We start from the raw sequence: 16,767 nt of genomic DNA on the forward strand, positions 1-16,767 counted from the left end.
AACCTACTACATCAAAACTGTCCACAGGGCGAAGCCTGCGTACCACAACACGGCACAACGCAGCAGCAGGTCCCACAGGCTGTCCAGTCGCCCCAACCCGCGCTGGGCATCTTCTTCCTCGGGGATGTCATCGGCAATGCGCCCGACCCTGGTCACCAGGTGCCCGGCGCTGATGTGCCAGTTGAGCAGCTCGTGCAGCATCACCCGCATTACCGCGACGAAATTGCCGACCAGCGCGAAGCTCATGGCGAGCACCCGCACCGGCAGCCAGTCCATGACATGCCGCAGCTGTTCGGCACGGGCCTTGAGCGCAGGCTGGCGGCTATGCTCCCCCGTCAGCGCCAGCAAGCGGTAGGCCAGCGCCGCGCCAGGGCCAAGCACGAAGTACCAGAAGATCACCGCGAAAAAGCTCTGATAGGCCTGCCACAACAGGTAACCCTGCACACGCACCAGCAAGCTGTGCGGCTCGTCGGCCGCCAGGCCCAGGTCGCGTTCGGCCACCCGCAGCGCAGCCTGGTCGTCGCCACGCCGCCAGGCATCGCGCAAGGGCCCGAGTGAAGCCTTGGCATCGCCGCGCCCCAGGCTGTAGATCACCACCAGCAAGTGCAGCGGCAAGGCCAGCAAGCCATACGCCACCGGGTCCAGTACGTGCAGCAACAGCACCAGCACGGCCACCGGCGCCAGCACCAGGATCGCCAGTGTCCACCAGGGGTGTACCTTGCCACTGCGCTCCAGGCGCACCAGTTCGCCCAGAAAGAAACCGTCCCGTTGTACCTGATGGCGCAGCGCAGAGAACTTCTCTACCCACAGCACCAGTATCAGCACCAGAAAACTCATGCGTTGTCCTCGTTATCCTTCATGGCCTTGCGGTAACGCGCCCAGTCGAACGCCGGGCCAGGGTCGGTCTTGCGCACCGGGGCAATGTCGCTGTGGCCCTGGATACGCTCAAGGTCGATCACTGGCCAGGCGGCCTGGATCTGCCGGGTGAGTTGCTCCAGAACGGCGTACTGGGCATCGGTATAGGGCAGATCGTCAGTGCCTTCGAGCTCGATCCCGATGGAGAAGTCGTTGCAGCCTTCGCGCCCGTCGAAACTCGACACACCGGCATGCCAGGCACGATCGAGCAATGACACGAACTGAGTCACCGCCCCATCGCGCTCGACAAACAGATGGGCCGAGACGGTCAGGTGGCTGATGCTGGCAAAGTAAGGATGTTCGTTCGGGTCCAGGCGGTTCTGGAAGAACTGCTGCACCTTGCCGCTGCCGAAGCAGGCCGGCGGCAGGCTGATGTTGTGGATCACCAGCAGGGAAATCGCTTCACCCTCTGGGCGGGCGTTGAAGTTCGGCGAGGGGCAGTGGGTGATTCCGTTTCCGTGGAACCAGCCAGTGGCACGGTCCAATTGCATGGGGCAGATCCTGAAAAGCGCCGGTACAGACCTGCAGTATGCCTTGCGCGTGGGGCGCTGTGCATGTGAATGATTGTAATGCCGCCGGCTCACTGCACCTGCGGCTGACGCAGGCCGTCAAGCACGGCTTGCAACGCTCGTTCGAACAGCAAGCCATCATCCAGCAGCCGTGCCGCACCGCGATGCAGCGCCTGCGCCAGCGCGACAGAGCTCCACTCACGCACCTTCATGCCGGTGCGGTTGGCGAAGACCAGCCGGTCGCTGCTGTCGATGCGTGCGACCAGCTTGCAGCGCAGCGGCTCGTCGTCATCGAGCATTTCCACCCAGGTGCCAATGCGCAAGCGCTGCACCAGGCGCAGCTCTGCCGCTTGCTCATCGAGTTGGCGCAGCGGTGCGCAGGCAGACTCTTCGGCGATGGCGAGCACGATGTCCTCGGCCACCAGGACTTCGGCCAGTTCATCGCTGCCAGCTGGCCATGCCGCCCCTTCGCACGCGCGCAAGTGCAGCTGCTCCAGTTGCTGGAAGAACCCGCGAGTAGCCGCTGAATCCACCGCCACGCTGGCCAGACCGTCACGCAGGGCCTTGAGCAGGCCTGGCACTTGTTGCAGCAATACCTGGGGCGGCTGGTGCGGGGCAATGCTGGCGAGCAGGGTATCCATGGTGGCCAGCGCCTGCTGCCAGGCCTGGGACGCCTCGCCCTGCTTGAGCCAGGCCAGCAACAGCACCTGGCTCCAGGCCTGGACCAGCATGTGCACCACCACCTGCGGCAGCGTGCGCCCGCGCAGGCGCTGGTTGAGCGCCTGCTGCACCTGTTGGCGGGCCTGCAAGGCACGGGCGCGGCCTTCTTCGGCATCGCGCGTGCGCTGCTCCAGCAGTTCGTTGCGCCGGCGCTCGTCCTGGTTGAAGGCAAGAAAGTCCTCCAGCAGCTCGGCGAACAGCTCGGTGTCTTCGGTGAAGTCATTGAGCAGGCGCTGGACGATGCGCTCGACACGCAGGTGCAGGCTGTCGCGCAGGCCCTCGCTGCCAGTGTCCCAGCCAATCGCGGCAGCAGCGATCTCGTTGAGCAGGCGCCGCGCCGGGTGGCTGGCTCGGCTGAACAGGCCTTTGTCCAGCAGCGCCACCTTGAGCAGCGGTATATGCAGGCGAACGAGCAGTGCGCGCAGGCTCAGTGGCAGGTTGTCGTCGGCTGCGATGTAGGCGAACAGCAGACCTACCAGGTTGATCATGTCCTCGTCGGCACACGCGATGCGCCGGCGGGTACCGCTGCGCACGCTGACCCGCAGCAGCAGTTGCTCAAGCTGCTGGCCCAGGTCGAATTCGTCATCGTCGGTCGTGGCCGGCACATAATGCTGCAGGTGCGAAAGCAACCGCAGCAAGTCGGCGGTGCTGATCGGCTGGGCGCTGGCGGCGGCTTGCACGCGCGGGGCGACCTGACCTCGGCACGGCGCCAACAGGCCTTCCAGCGAACGCATGAAAGCATGCCCGGCACTGTCTGCGCCCAAGGTTTCAGGCTCGCGTGTGGCCGACATGCGCCGCGCACTCAAGCGGCGGTCCTCGGCGCGCCGCCGCGGCGCTGGCTGCAGTTCCGGCATCACACCCGCTGCGGCCAGCAACTGGTTGGCCTCGGCATAGAGCACATCGATGTCACGCAGCACATAGCGCTCGAACAGCTTCAGCAAGATCAGCTTGACCCGCAGCCCCACGCCCAGGTTGCGCCCGGCATCGAGGAAGTAGAGACACAGCGCCGCAGGCCCGAACGGGTTCTGCTGTTCGTCGAAACTGCGCCCGAGCAGGCATTGCAAGCGCACGCCCAGTTGCTCGAGGGCGACGCCATCACGCGACAGCCCCCGTGCGACCATGCCGTCGACGGCGACGGCACGTTCCATGTCTGCCTTGCCTTTCGCCGCTTGCTGGCCCAGCGGGTCGAACTGGCCGATGCGAGCGAAGGTGTCGTAGAAGATATCGAGAAAGCCGCGCTCAATGCTCTTGCGCTTCAGGCGCAAGTCACGCATGGCCTCGAAGTACAGGTTCTGGTCGACGCGATCGGCCGCGCGGTCGGCCATTTCGAACAGCATATCGTCGGCATTGTCGAACAGCGCCTGCAGGCCTTGTCGCAGTTGCAGGGCCGCCTTGTCACGCACTTGCAGCAGCAATACCGGGAGGCAAGGTAAAGGCGTGCGTTCGCCTCGTTCCATGGCGGCAGCCAGGGGCACCACCTTGCCTTCTTTATGCATCCCGAACTCCTTGCTGGGTGACGTATTCGATAGGGCGAAAAATCGTCAAAGCTATGACGCCAAATGTTGGGCGCCATTATCGGTAAAAATACCGACAGCTACCAGCTTTCTTCGCCGGCGGGTAAGTGACTCTGTTTTCAGGCAAATGCTCATGTGCCCTGACCAATGGTCACCCGCAAGGCAGCTGTACACGGCGCCGCCCCCCTGCCCTATAATCGCCGGCATCTAGCTTGTGGAGCCGACCATGCCGAACCTACGCCTTGCCGACCTGACCGCCGAGATCGAAGCCAATGTGCGCCGCGCGCTGCTGGAGGACATCGGCAGCGGCGACATCACCGCGCAGCTGATCCCGGCCGAGCGCCTGGCCAAGGCCACCATCATCACCCGCGAAGACTGCGTGATTGCCGGCACTGCCTGGGTCGATGCCGTGTTCCGCCAGCTCGACCCGCGCGTGGCCGTGCACTGGCAAGTGGCCGATGGCGAGCGCGCCACTGCCAATCAGCCGCTGTTCCACCTCGAAGGCCCGGCGCGTTCGCTGCTCAGCGGTGAGCGCAGCGCACTGAACTTCCTGCAGATGCTGTCGGGGGTGGCCACCCGTTCGCGTTTCCTCGCCGACTTGGTCGAAGGTACCCAGGTGCAGCTGCTCGATACCCGCAAGACCCTGCCGGGCTTGCGCCTGGCGCAGAAGTACGCGGTCACCTGCGGTGGTTGCCACAACCACCGCATCGGTCTGTATGACGCCTTCCTGATCAAGGAAAACCACATCGCCGCCAGCGGTGGCGTGGCCGAGGCCGTGGCAGCGGCGCACCGTATCGCCCCCGGCAAGCCGGTGGAAATCGAAGTGGAAAGCCTGGATGAACTGCGTCAGGCGCTGAATGCTGGCGCCGACATCATCATGCTCGACGAGCTGACCCTGGATGAAATGCGCGAAGCGGTACGCATCACCGCTGGCAAGGCCAAGCTGGAAGCCAGTGGCGGGGTCAATGAAACCACCTTGCGGGTGATTGCCGAAACCGGCGTCGACTACATCTCGATTGGTGCGATGACCAAGGATGTGAAGGCCGTGGATCTGTCGATGCGCTTGAGCCTGTGACCGAATCGCAGGCATGAAAAAACCGGCCAGTTGGCCGGTTTTTTTGTCACCCGAATCAGAACGAGGCGTTGGCCAGGCCGTCCAGGTAGCGCTCGACGTCCAGTGCCGCCATGCAGCCGGCGCCGGCCGAGGTAATGGCCTGACGGTAAACGTGGTCAGCCACGTCGCCAGCAGCGAACACGCCTTCGACGTTGGTGGCCGTGGCGTTACCTTCACGGCCACCGTTGACCACCAGGTAGCCGTCCTTCAGGGTCAGCTGGCCTTCGAACAGCGAGGTGTTCGGGGTGTGGCCAATAGCGATGAACACGCCGTCGACCTTGATTTCGTCGCTGCTGCCGTCGTTGTTCTTCAGGCGCGCACCGGTCACGCCCATGTTGTCACCCAGTACTTCGTCCAAGGTGGCATTGAGCTTGAGCTCGATCTTACCTTCGGCAACGCGGGCGTTGAGCTTGTCGACCAGGATCTTCTCGGCGCGGAAGGTTTCGCGGCGGTGCACCAGGGTCACCTTGCTGGCGATGTTGGCCAGGTACAGCGCTTCTTCCACGGCCGTGTTGCCGCCGCCGACCACGGCGACTGGCTTGTTGCGGTAGAAGAAACCGTCGCAGGTTGCGCAGGCCGAAACGCCCTTGCCCATGAACGCCTCTTCCGATGGCAGGCCCAGGTAACGGGCGCTGGCGCCGGTGGCGATGATCAGGGCGTCGCAGGTGTACTTGCCGCTATCACCTTGCAGGGTGTACGGCTTGTTGGCCAGGTCGACGGCGTTGATGTGGTCAAAGACAATCTCGGTCTCGAAACGCTCGGCGTGTTCCTGCATGCGCTGCATCAGGGCCGGGCCGGTCAGGCCGTGGGGGTCGCCCGGCCAGTTGTCGACTTCGGTGGTGGTGGTCAGCTGGCCACCTGCCTGCATGCCGGTGATCAGCAGTGGCTTGAGGTTGGCGCGGGCAGCGTAGACCGCGGCGCTGTAACCGGCAGGGCCGGAACCGAGGATGATGACGCGCGAATGACGTACTTCAGACATGTCGAACTCCTGTCGAGCGGGCCACAGGGGCCGCCAGCTGGAAATTAAAAAGGACCCACGCAGCACTTGGGGAAGGCTACAACGCGCAGGCCCAGAAAGCGGAAAGTTGAGCGCACTGTAGCGAGGTCGCAAAGATTAAGGAAATATCCTTCGACAATCCACCTCATAGGCATCCTCTATCTGCGAATTTCACGTGCGCAAACGGCCCTGCCACATTTGTTACAGCCGGTTTCTTCATGTCTGCCTGCCTTTCGTCGGCGCGGCAAACTCGGTAAGGTCAGCGCGTTTTCCCTTCTCTGCGGAGTATCCCGATGCAAGCCCCTGTCCTCTCCGGCCCCCAGTATCTGCGCGAAGGCCTGAAACTGGTGCTGAGCCCCAACCTGCGGATGTTCGTGCTGCTGCCGCTGGCGATCAACCTGCTGCTGTTTGGCGGCCTGATCTATTTTGCAGGCCACGAATTCAGCCTGTGGCTCGACGCCCTGATGCCGACCCTGCCCAGCTGGTTGAGCTTCCTTTCCTACATTCTGTGGCCGTTGTTCGTCGCCTTGCTGGTGCTGATGGTGTTCTTCACCTTCACCCTGGTGGCCAACGTCATCGCCGCGCCGTTCAACGGCTTTCTGGCGGAAAAGGTCGAGGTGGTCGTGCGTGGTGAAGACCCGTTCCCGGCCTTCAGCTGGGGCGAGCTGATGGCGATGGTGCCACGCACCTTCGGCCGCGAGATGCGCAAGCTCGGCTACTTCCTGCCACGGGCGATCGGCCTGTTCATCCTGTCGCTGATCCCGGGGGTCAACGTGGTGGCCGCGCCGCTGTGGCTGATCTTCGGTGTATGGATGATGGCCATCCAGTACATCGACTACCCGGCGGACAACAACAAGATGAGCTGGCAGGACATGCTCGCCTGGCTGCGCAGCAAGCGCTGGCAGTCGCTGGGCTTTGGCGGCATCACCTACCTGGCGCTGCTGATTCCGGGGGTGAACGTGCTGATGATGCCGGCGGCGGTGGCAGGTGCCACGCTGTTCTGGGTGCGTGAACGCGTTCAATAAACATCTACCGCTCACCATCGCCCCGTTCGAACTCCAATACGTTTCAGGCCGCAATACCGTGGCCTGAAACCTGGAGAACGATCATGGAATTCTACGACGTAAAACGTAAGGACTACATTGAACTGGCGGGTATTGCCGAGCACCACCAAGGCACAGAGGTCGCTAGACATCGTGTGAAGTGGCGGCTGCGCGAGGCACTGGAAAACGCAGGCGTTTCTCACCCCTACGATCAGATTTTCTATTCGGCCGCCCAAGACGGTACGGTCATTTTCAGCAAATCGCTGGTGCAAATGCTGACCGAGGCAGTACTGAACAACGAGCGACACAGCATTCAGGTCGGGACCGGTGGCGATTTCTACGCTGTTCAGTACACGATGTCAGAAGAAGCCCGCGTAGACATTTCGGTCGAAATCGCCAACGACGTCATGGCCCTGGTCTACGAACACATCAAAGAGACTGAAGCCAAAGGCTGACAGCACGTTCCAAGGCCTGTGCATCCATCCTGCAGGGGCTGCCATGCAGCCCCTTTCACTGCTCGATCATGCGTGGCTGAGCCGGTTTGAAAACTGCCCCACCGCATCCACCACTTTCTTCGCGCCTTCCTGGATCTCGACGATCACCCCACCGGTATCCGCGGCCAGCGCCAGCCCCTGTTCGGCCTGGCGCTTGCTGGTGTCGATGATATCCACCGCCGCCTGGGCCAGCTGTTCGTTCTGCTGCACCACCTTGGCAATCTCCTCGGTGGCGCTGCTGGTACGCGAGGCCAGCTGCCGCACTTCGTCGGCGACCACGGCGAAGCCACGACCTTGCTCGCCGGCGCGGGCTGCTTCGATGGCGGCGTTGAGCGCCAGCAGGTTGGTCTGCCCGGCGATGTCGCTGATGGTCTTGATGATTGCGCCAATCACCTTGGACTGCTGGTCCAATGCCTGGATACCCTCAGCAGCGTTCTGCATGGAGCCTTCAAGGCCACGCATCACGTCCACGGTCTGCGTCACCACCTCAGTGGCCTTGCGGGCGCTGTTGTCGGTTTCCAGTGAGGTGTTGTAAGCAATGTCGGCGGCCTGCGCCACGGCTTGTTCCTGATTGACCTGATCGGTGATCACGGTGGCGAACTTGACCACCTTGTACAGCACGTCATGGGCATCGAAGATGGGGTTGTAGGAGGCTTCCAGCCAGACCGTGCGGCCATGGGCGTCGACCCGTTTGAAACGGTCGGCCACGTACTCGCCGCGGCGCAGCCTGTCCCAGAAGGCCTGATAACCGGCAGAGCTGGCTTCTGCCGGGTCGCAGAAGATGCGGTGATGCTTGCCACGCACCTGCTCCAGGCTGTACCCCACCGACTGCAGGAAACGGTCGTTGGCGGTCAGTACCTCGCCGTCGAGGTTGAACTCGATCAGTGCGGTGGAGCGCATCAGCGCCTTGATCAGGCTTTCGTGCTCGCGCGATGCTTCGATGGTGCGGGTCAGGTCACTGGAGTGCATGGAGAAATGCCTGATCCGACCATCAACGTTCTTCACCGGCTGCAGGATCGAACGCAGCCAAGCCTCCTGGCCGTTGCCCCGCAGCAGGCGGAAGGCGCCGTTGAGGTGCTCGCCACGGCTGATGGCGTTTTTCATGCGCTGGTAGAAATCGAGCTTTTTCACGTGCGCGGGCACGATGTCTTCGATGTTGCGGCCAATCAGCTGCTCGGCGCGGTAGAGCATTTCGCTCTCGAAATTACCGTTGACCTGCTCGATACGCCCCTGAGGGTCGAGCTGCAGCACCAGCATCTCGCTGTCGAGGCTGCTCTTGACCTGCTCGACGGCCATCAGCTCTTCGCGCAGTTGCTGGATTTCTTTCTTGAGCTTGCTGTTGAACATCACCGCACTCCCGGAGCGCATCAACCGATTCGGATGCATCTTCATCGGCTGCGCCTCGTGCCGCTTGAGCGCCCTGAAAAGAAATATTCACAAAGCCGAAACTGCCGGAAATCAGGCGTCACCTGCGCGTCACAAGGCTGTCATGTGAGCGCAACGCAGCAGGCGGACACTTTTTGTCATGAATACACCCGCCCTACGCATCTCTCTCGTCAGCGAAACCTTCCCACCCGAAATCAACGGCGTGGCCAACACCCTTGGCCGCCTCAGCGAAGGTTTGCGACAGCGTGGCCATCACGTGGAAATCGTTCGCCCGCGGCAAGCCAACGAAGCACCGACGAATGATGAACAGGACCTGTTGCTCTGCCGTGGCTGGGCGCTGCCCGGCTATCCCGGCCTGCAGTGGGGCGAAGTGTCGATGCACACGCTGCTGCGTCGCTGGCGCCGGCAGCGCCCGGACGTGCTGTACATCGCAACCGAAGGTCCATTGGGCCTGAGCGCCCTGCGCGCAGCCCGACGCCTTGGGGTTGCCGTGGTCAGTGGCTTTCACACCAACTTCCCGCAATATTCCGGCCAATACGGCCTCGGCCTGCTGGCGCGCCTGCTCACCCATTACCTGCGCTGGTTCCATCGGCGCACCGCCGCCACGCTGGTACCCAGCGTCAGCCAGCGCCTGGAGCTGGAACGGCGCGGGTTCGAGCGCCTGGCCTTGATGGCCCGGGGTGTCGACGCCAACCTGTTCACCCCAGCCCGCCGCAGCCAGCCGTTACGGGAAAGCTGGGGGCTCGGCGCCGACGACATCGCCGTACTGCACGTCGGGCGCCTGGCCGCAGAAAAGAACCTGGGGCTGTTGCAACCCTGCCTGCAAGCCTTGCAGAAAACTTATCCACAGCGGCGTCTGCGGCTGGTAGTGGTAGGCGATGGCCCGCAGCGGGCAGCCCTTGAGCAGCAAATGCCGGATGCGCTGTTCTGCGGCGCTCAGCGCGGCGAAGCGCTGGCCGAGCATTACGCCAGCGGTGACCTGTTCCTGTTTCCGAGCCTGACCGAAACTTTCGGCAACGTAGTACTCGAAGCCATGGCCTCTGGCCTGGCCGTAGTCGCCTACGACGAAGCCGCCGCAGCCCAGCATATCCGCCATGGCCACAGTGGCGCGCTGGCCATGCCTGGCGACCAGTGCGCGTTCGTCGATGCCGCCTGCTGGCTGCTGGAAGAAGACGAGACCCTGCGCCGGGTCCGCCTCAACGCCCGCCAGCACGCCAGCCGTCAAGGCTGGCCAGCGATCGTCGAGCAATTCGAATCACATCTGTTGAACGCCTGCCATACGGCGCCAGCCAGCACCCGGCCGACAGGCGCCGCGCTGGCGATCAAGCCAGGGTCGTCAACGCCTCGCGGCTGAACGGCAGCACATCCGCCTCACGCCCTTCACGCACCTTTTGCGCCCATTCGGCATCCACCAGCAGCGCGCGGCCAACCGCCACCAGGTCGAACTCTTCATCGCCCAAACGACGCAGCAAGCCTTCCAGGCTGGCTGGCTTGGCCACCTTGTCGGTGGCGACCATGAACTGCAGGAACTCGCCATCGAGGCCCACGCTGCCGACCGTGATGGTCGGTTTTCCGGTGAGTGTGCGGGTCCATCCGGCCAGGTTCAGCTCGGAACCTTCGAACTCTGGCTCCCAGAAGCGTCGGGTCGAGCAATGGAAGATATCCACACCTGCCGCCGACAGCGGCTCAAGGAACGCGGCCAGTGCTTGCGGGCTTTCCACCAGGCGCGCGCTGTAGTCCTGCTGCTTCCACTGCGAGAAGCGAAAGATGATCGGGAAGTCCGGCCCCACCGCAGCGCGCACGGCCTGGATCAGCTCGAGGGCGAAGCGCGAGCGGCCGGCCAGGTCACCACCATACTCGTCGCTGCGGCGGTTGCTGGCCTCCCAGAAGAACTGGTCGATCAGGTAGCCGTGGGCGCCATGGATCTCCACGCCATCCATGCCAATGGCCTTGGCGTCGCGGGCCGCGTCGGCGAAGGCGGTGATCACTTCGCGAATATCGTCATGGGTCATGCCGTGCACCAGCACCTGCCCGTCCTTGAGCTTCTCGCTCGGCCCGTAACCCGGCACGCTGGCGTCCGGTTCGGTGCCCAGGCGGCGCACCGAGCCCACGTGCCACAGCTGCGGCACGATGCGGCCACCTTCGGCATGCACTGCGTCGACCACCTGCTTCCAGCCGGCCAAGGCATCTTCACCATGAAAGCGCGGCACATTGGGGTAACCGTTGGCGGCCTTGTGACCAACCGTGGTGCCCTCGGTGATGATCAGCCCCACGCCTGCTGCGGCACGGCGGCGGTAGTACTCGACCACGCCGGCGTGCGGCACACCACCGGGGCAAAAGGTACGGGTCATGGGCGCCATGACGACGCGGGTCGGCAGCTCGAGCGCGCCGAGGGTGAAGGGTTGGAACAGTGGATTGGTGGACATTGGCGCTTCCGTCTGATGGAGGAAATGCGCCTGAGGGTAGGGGCAGCGCGGGGCTGGGCCCAGCATTATTGATTTGAGTGATTCGCAGGTATCGTGGTGAACAACTGTAGGAGCGGGTTTACCCGCGAAGGCGCCGGCATGGCCACTGCAGCATCCGCGGGTAAACCCGTTCCCACAGGGTGTGGAGTCAGCTCAAGGCCTTCTCGATTGCCTGTACTACAGACGGATCATCCGGTGCGGTACGCGGGGCAAAGCGCGCCAGCACCCGGCCATCCTTGCCCACCAGAAACTTCTCGAAGTTCCAGCTGATGTCCCCAGGGAATTCAGCGCCCTCGCCCGCCAGCAGGCGATACAGCGAGTGGCGCTGCGGCCCGTTGACCTCGAGCTTGGCACCGAGCGGGAAGCTCACGCCATAGTTCAGGCTGCAGAAATCCTGGATTTCCCTTTCGCTGCCAGGCTCCTGGCCGGCGAACTGGTTGCAAGGCAGGCCCAGCACATTGAACCCCTTGCCCTTGAACTGCTGCTGGAGCTTTTCCAGCGAGGCGTATTGCGGCGTCAAACCACACTTGGAGGCAACATTGACCACCAGCACCACCTGGCCCTTGAACGGTGCCAGGGGCAGATCCTCGCCGTTCAGCGCCTTCAACGTCAGGTCGTGAAATGCACTCATGATGAATCCCCTCTCAAGTTCCCGGTTGCCGCAGGGGCGAATTGCGCCCACTAAAAAGGCGCTCTTCCAAGCCGCGCACCTCCCGTTGGAGAGGCATGCCGGCTTGTCCGAGCGCCTGGCGACTTTCTGAGCTTAGCGCAGAAAATCAGTGGTGATGGCCACCTTCACCGTGGATGTGACGGTGAGCGATTTCTTCTTCGCTGGCGTCACGCACGTCGACAACCTTGACCTTGAAGTTCAGGCGCTGGCCAGCCAGCGGGTGGTTGCCGTCGACGGTGATGTCGTCGCCGTCGATATCGCGGATGGTGACGATCTGCATCTGGCCATCCGGCGCCGAAGCGTGGAACTGCATGCCGACTTCCAGCTGGTCGACGCCTTCGAACAGGCTGCGGTTCAGGGTGCTGACCAGCTCGGCCAGGTACTCGCCGTAGGCGTCTTCCGGCTCGATGGCAACTTCCAGCTCATCACCGGCTTGCTTGCCTTCCAGGGCTTTTTCCAGGCCCGGGATGATGTTGGCGGCACCGTGCAGGTAAACCAGCGGCGCACCACCGGCGGAGCTGTCGATGGTCTCCCCGGCGTCGTTGGTCAGGGTATAGTCGATGGAGACAGCCTTGTTGGCGGCGATCAGCATGGGGCAAGACCTTTTGCAAAAGTATGTAGAGCGGACAAGTGTAACCAAGGCATCGCCCGATTGCGACCGCAGCGCGGACGAGGGGCGACCCATCAGTCGGATCACCGGCTTCCACCAGGACGAAGAAGGCCACTGGGTGGTCGAGCTGTCCTGCGGCCACACCCAGCACCTGCGCCACCAGCCACCATGGCAGGCACGGCCGTGGGTACTCGACGCCGGGCAGCGCGCCCGGCGCATCGGCCAGGCATTCGCCTGTGGCTGGTGCGCACAAGGGGCCGATAGCGCTACCCTTGGGCGTTGATTCCTTGCACCGCTTATTTCGAGAAGCACGCATGCAGACTTTTTTCATTGCGCCGACCGACTTTGGTGTCGGCCTGACTTCCATCAGCCTGGGCCTGGTACGTACCTTGGAGCGTGCCGGGCTCAAGGTCGGCTTCTTCAAGCCGATCGCCCAGCCCCACCCCGGCGACACTGGCCCGGAGCGCTCCACCGAACTGGTTGCCCGTACCCACGGTATCAAGCCACCTGTGCCGCTGAGCCTGGCCCATGTCGAGCGCATGCTCGGCGATGGCCAGCTGGACGAGTTGCTCGAAGAGATCATCCGCCTGTATCAGCAAGCCTGCATCGGCAATGACGTGGTGGTGGTCGAGGGCATGGTGCCGACCCGCCACGCGAGCTATGCGGCGCGGGTCAACCTGCACCTGGCCAAGAGCCTGGATGCCGAAGTGATCCTGGTCTCGGCCCCGGAAAACGAAGTGCTCAGCGAGCTGTCCGGGCGGGTCGAACTGCAGGCCCAGATGTTCGGCGGCCCACGCGATCCAAAAGTGCTCGGGGTGATCCTCAACAAGGTGCGCACCGACGAAAGCATGGCCGACTTTGCCACCCGCCTGCGCGAACACTCGCCGCTGCTGCGTGGCAACGACTTCCGCCTGCTTGGCTGCATCCCCTACCAGCCCGAGCTGAACGCCCCGCGCACCCGCGACGTGGCCGAACTGCTCGGTGCACAGGTGCTCAACGCTGGCGACTACGAGCAGCGGCGGATGAACAAGATCATCATCTGCGCCCGCACCGTGGCCAATACCGTGCCACTGCTGACCCCAGGCACCCTGGTGGTGACCCCGGGCGATCGCGACGACATCATCCTCGCCGTGAGCCTGGCCGCCATCAACGGCGTGCCCCTGGCCGGCCTGCTGCTGACCAGCGACAGCAAGCCCGACGCACGCATCCTTGGCCTGTGCCGGGGCGCCCTGCAGGCCGGCCTGCCGATCCTGTCAGTGAGCACGGGCTCCTACGACACCGCCAACCTGCTCAACTCGCTGAACCGCGAAATCCCCGTGGATGACCGTGACCGGGCCGAGTTCATCACCGACTTCGTCGCCAGCCACCTGGATGCCGCCTGGCTGCACCAACGTTGTGGCACGCCACGGGAAATGCGGCTGTCGCCGGCGGTGTTCCGCTACCAGCTGATCCAGCGGGCACAACAGGCCAACAAACGCATCGTCCTGCCTGAAGGCGCCGAGCCGCTACTGGTCCAGGCCGCTGCAATCTGCCAGGCGCGCGGCATCGCCCGCTGTGTGCTGCTGGCCAAGCCCGAGGCAGTCGAAGCCGTGGCCCGTGCGCAAGGCATCACCCTGCCGCCGGGCCTGGAAGTGCTCGACCCCGAGCTGATTCGCGGGCGCTACGTCGAGCCGATGGTCAACCTGCGCAAGAGCAAGAACCTCAATGCGCCCATGGCCGAGCAACAACTGGAAGACCCGGTAGTGATCGGCACCATGATGCTGGCCCTGGACGAGGTCGATGGCCTGGTCTCGGGCCTGGTGCATTCCACCGCCAACACCATTCGCCCCGCCCTGCAGTTGATCAAGACCGCGCCCGGCGCCAGCCTGGTGTCGTCGGTGTTCTTCATGCTGTTCCCCGAGCAGGTGCTGGTGTATGGGGACTGCGTGATGAATCCACACCCCAGCGCCAGCGAGCTGGCCGAAATTGCCCGGCAGAGCGCCGAATCGGCACAAGCCTTCGGCATCGCGCCAAGGGTGGCGATGATCAGCTATTCGAGCGATTCGGCCAGTGACGAGGAAGTTGGGAAAGTGCGTGAAGCCACCCGCCTGGCACAGGCTGCGGAGCAAGGGCTGCTGATTGACGGGCCGCTGCAGTATGACGCCGCTGCCAACCCGCAAGTCGCTCGCCAGCTGGCGCCAGATAGCCAGGTGGCCGGGCGTGCAACGGTGTTCGTGTTCCCGGACCTGAACACTGGCAACACCACCCACAAGGCGGTGCAGCGCAGCACTGACGGGGTCAGCCTGGGGCCAATGCTGCAGGGGCTGCGCAAGCCGGTGAACGACTTGCCACGCGGGGCGCAGGTGGACGATATCGTGCATACCATCGCCCTGACTGCGATTCAGGCGAGCGTAGTGCGGTAAGTACTGGGGGCGCTTTGCGCCCCTATCGCGACACAAGGCCGCTCCTACCGGGGACCGCATAGTTCTGAAACTGCGCGATAGCCTGCGAGAGCGGCCTTGTGTCGGGACAGGGCCGCAAAGCGGCCCCGGCGATCAATTATGGGTACTGCTGAACCTGGCCCTGCTGCTGGTCATACTGCTGACCCGGGATAGGCTTCAGGTTGACCTCCACACGGCGATTCTGTGCGCGGCCATTGGCGTCGGCGTTGCTGGCGATCGGCTGGTCCGGGCCCATGCCACGTACCGTCACACGCGAAGCATCCACACCCTGCGAGGTCAGGTAGGTGCTGACTGCCTGAGCGCGGCGCTGCGACAGGTCCATGTTGTGCTGGCGGCTGCCGGTGCTGTCGGTGAAGCCCACCACTTCAATGGTGTTCTGGTTGAACGACTTGAACGAGTTGGCCAGGTTGTTCAGCGGGTTGTAGAAGCTCGGCGAAATATTGGCCGAGTCGGTGGCGAAGGTGATATTGCCCGGCATGATCAGCTTGATCTGGTCACCCTGGCGCTGTACTTCGACGCCGGTGTTGGCCATTTTCGCGCGCAGCTCGGCTTCCTGCTTGTCGGCGTAGTAGCCGTAACCAGCGGCGGCGGCACCCACTGCGGCGGCGCCGATCAGCGCGCCCTTGCCACGGTTGTTGTGGTCGATGGCGGCACCGGCGATAGCACCGGCCAGGGCGCCCAGGCCGCCGTACTTGGCGGTCTTGCTCATCCCCGTGGACTCGCCCTGAGCCTGGCCTTGGCTGTCATAAGGGTTCTGCCCGGCGCAACCGGTCATCAGGGCTGCAGCGGTTGCGACGATAATCAGGCGACGCATGGTGAACATGGACAAGCTCCTACAAAAATTCGTGTGTGCGGCAGACCATGGAGGGATCTATGCCAGCCTTGGATTGCCAGGATACGGAAAAATTCCATGAAAGGCTTTTCATGCCAGCTCAGGCCCGTACGAAAGGGTTCTCGCGCATCTCGTCGCCCAGGCGGGTGTCAGGCCCGTGGCCGGTGACCACGATGGCATCTTCGTCCAGCCGATACAGCCGCTCCTTGATCGATCGCACGATAGCGCGCTGATCGCCGCCCCACAGGTCGGTACGGCCGATACCACGGCGGAACAGGGTGTCACCGGCGATCAATAGCTTGGCGTCGGCGAACCAGAAACTCATCGAACCTGGCGTGTGCCCTGGCGTGTGCAGGGCAACACCACAGCCGCAGGCAAGCTGCTCATCATCGCCGAGCCAACGGTCTGGCGACGGCACCGGGGTGTAAGGCACGCCGAACATCTGGCATTGCATCTCCAGGTTGTCCCACAGCGGCTGGTCCTGCTTGTGCAGGTGCAAGGTAGCGCCGGTGAGCTCCTTGAGCTTGCCCGAAGCGAGGAAATGGTCGAAGTGTGCGTGGGTGTGGATGATGCTCACCAGGGTCAGGCCATGGGCCTGCAGGCGGGCGAGGATCTTGTCCGGGTCACCACCCGGGTCGACGACGATGGCCTTCTTGCTGACCGGGTCGCCGATCAGCGTGCAGTTGCACTGCAGGGGGCCTACGGGGAAAGTTTCGCGGATGAGAGTGGTTGGGGCAGTGTTCATGGGGACTCCTGAATACTGTCGCAATGGTAGCGTGGTCTGGAGTGCATGTCTTGGGAGATGCAGCGCCTGTGAGATCGAGCGCCGCCCGCGCGGCGCATCGCGGATAAATCCGCTCCTACATCTGTTGCAACGTGCCGAACCTGTTAAGCCATGGTCGCCTGCCCTGGCGCATCTCTTGAGCCGTGTAAACCGACTGACAACCATGGCCTCACAGGCGTGGCCACGTTGCAACAGATGTAGGAGCGGATTTATCCGCGATGCGCCGCGCGGGCGGCGCTCGATCTCATAGGCGCTGAAGATGCTGTGGCGAAC

Annotated in this window: 16 protein-coding genes; 6 read left to right on the top strand and 10 right to left on the bottom strand. The window is 63.6% G+C overall.

Annotated features, from left to right (window positions below; translation table 11 throughout):
* Positions 1–6: 6 nt before the first annotated feature.
* From ampE to APH27_RS08140, 3 genes are all read right to left on the bottom strand, one after another.
* Complete coding sequence (gene ampE / locus APH27_RS08130; protein ID WP_027918356.1) at positions 7–837, bottom strand: regulatory signaling modulator protein AmpE; 831 nt, start codon at positions 835–837, stop codon at positions 7–9.
* A complete protein-coding gene (gene ampD, locus APH27_RS08135) occupies positions 834–1,406 on the bottom strand; it encodes a 1,6-anhydro-N-acetylmuramyl-L-alanine amidase AmpD (protein WP_027918355.1) in 573 nt (190 codons plus the stop codon). Before ampD ends, ampE begins: the two co-directional genes overlap by 4 nt.
* Positions 1,407–1,495: 89 nt before the next feature.
* Positions 1,496–3,640 carry a DUF1631 domain-containing protein gene (locus APH27_RS08140; RefSeq protein ID WP_060484520.1) on the bottom strand — a complete coding sequence of 715 codons (2,145 nt, stop codon included), beginning with the start codon at positions 3,638–3,640 and terminating at the stop codon, positions 1,496–1,498.
* Between the two features lie 244 nt (positions 3,641–3,884).
* On the opposite strand from APH27_RS08140, the gene nadC reads away from it, so the two are divergent.
* Complete coding sequence (nadC, locus tag APH27_RS08145; protein ID WP_027918353.1) at positions 3,885–4,733, top strand: carboxylating nicotinate-nucleotide diphosphorylase; 849 nt, start codon at positions 3,885–3,887, stop codon at positions 4,731–4,733.
* Between the two features lie 55 nt (positions 4,734–4,788).
* Here nadC and trxB read toward each other — a convergent pair whose 3' ends face one another.
* Positions 4,789–5,751, bottom strand: a complete 963-nt coding sequence (gene trxB, locus APH27_RS08150) for a thioredoxin-disulfide reductase (RefSeq protein ID WP_008097075.1) — start codon at positions 5,749–5,751, stop codon at positions 4,789–4,791.
* Positions 5,752–6,062: 311 nt separating this feature from the next.
* Between trxB and cysZ the strand changes: the two genes are divergently transcribed.
* Both cysZ and APH27_RS08160 read left to right on the top strand, forming a co-directional pair.
* Positions 6,063–6,794: a sulfate transporter CysZ gene (cysZ, locus tag APH27_RS08155; RefSeq protein WP_027918352.1), complete on the top strand. Its 732-nt coding sequence runs from the start codon at positions 6,063–6,065 to the stop codon at positions 6,792–6,794.
* 83 nt (positions 6,795–6,877) lie between these two features.
* Entirely contained in the window at positions 6,878–7,267 is a 390-nt protein-coding gene (locus APH27_RS08160; RefSeq protein ID WP_060484521.1) for a hypothetical protein, read from the top strand.
* Between the two features lie 66 nt (positions 7,268–7,333).
* Here the strand turns inward: APH27_RS08160 and APH27_RS08165 are convergent, their stop codons facing one another.
* The gene (locus tag APH27_RS08165) at positions 7,334–8,653 is read right to left on the bottom strand and encodes a PAS domain-containing methyl-accepting chemotaxis protein (protein ID WP_027918350.1); all 1,320 of its coding nucleotides are present in this window, start codon (positions 8,651–8,653) and stop codon (positions 7,334–7,336) included.
* 178 nt (positions 8,654–8,831) lie between these two features.
* On the opposite strand from APH27_RS08165, the gene APH27_RS08170 reads away from it, so the two are divergent.
* Positions 8,832–10,046, top strand: a complete 1,215-nt coding sequence (locus APH27_RS08170; RefSeq protein ID WP_060484522.1) for a glycosyltransferase family 1 protein — start codon at positions 8,832–8,834, stop codon at positions 10,044–10,046.
* Here APH27_RS08170 and APH27_RS08175 read toward each other — a convergent pair.
* The 3 genes from APH27_RS08175 to APH27_RS08185 all read right to left on the bottom strand — a co-directional run bounded on the left by APH27_RS08175 (position 10,015) and on the right by APH27_RS08185 (position 12,419).
* Complete coding sequence (locus tag APH27_RS08175; RefSeq protein WP_060484523.1) at positions 10,015–11,118, bottom strand: NADH:flavin oxidoreductase; 1,104 nt, start codon at positions 11,116–11,118, stop codon at positions 10,015–10,017. The two genes, APH27_RS08170 and APH27_RS08175, sit on opposite strands and share 32 nt — an antisense overlap.
* Before the next feature lie 187 nt (positions 11,119–11,305).
* A complete protein-coding gene (locus APH27_RS08180; protein WP_027918347.1) occupies positions 11,306–11,788 on the bottom strand; it encodes a glutathione peroxidase in 483 nt (160 codons plus the stop codon).
* A 145-nt stretch (positions 11,789–11,933) separates the two neighbouring features.
* Complete coding sequence (locus APH27_RS08185) at positions 11,934–12,419, bottom strand: peptidylprolyl isomerase (RefSeq protein WP_027918346.1); 486 nt, start codon at positions 12,417–12,419, stop codon at positions 11,934–11,936.
* Here APH27_RS08185 and APH27_RS08190 point away from each other — a divergent pair.
* Together APH27_RS08190 and pta are read left to right on the top strand one after the other, a co-directional pair.
* Complete coding sequence (locus APH27_RS08190; RefSeq protein ID WP_027918345.1) at positions 12,418–12,720, top strand: DUF3565 domain-containing protein; 303 nt, start codon at positions 12,418–12,420, stop codon at positions 12,718–12,720. The two genes, APH27_RS08185 and APH27_RS08190, sit on opposite strands and share 2 nt — an antisense overlap.
* Positions 12,721–12,751: 31 nt before the next feature.
* Positions 12,752–14,839: a phosphate acetyltransferase gene (pta, locus tag APH27_RS08195; protein WP_027918344.1), complete on the top strand. Its 2,088-nt coding sequence runs from the start codon at positions 12,752–12,754 to the stop codon at positions 14,837–14,839.
* Between the two features lie 136 nt (positions 14,840–14,975).
* Here pta and APH27_RS08200 read toward each other — a convergent pair whose 3' ends face one another.
* Entirely contained in the window at positions 14,976–15,701 is a 726-nt protein-coding gene (locus tag APH27_RS08200; RefSeq protein WP_027918343.1) for an OmpA family protein, read from the bottom strand.
* Between the two features lie 109 nt (positions 15,702–15,810).
* Complete coding sequence (locus APH27_RS08205) at positions 15,811–16,455, bottom strand: MBL fold metallo-hydrolase (protein WP_027918342.1); 645 nt, start codon at positions 16,453–16,455, stop codon at positions 15,811–15,813.
* Positions 16,456–16,767 lie beyond the last annotated feature (312 nt).

Source organism: Pseudomonas sp. NBRC 111123 (genome assembly GCF_001320205.1).
GTDB lineage: Bacteria > Pseudomonadota > Gammaproteobacteria > Pseudomonadales > Pseudomonadaceae > Aquipseudomonas > Aquipseudomonas putida_J.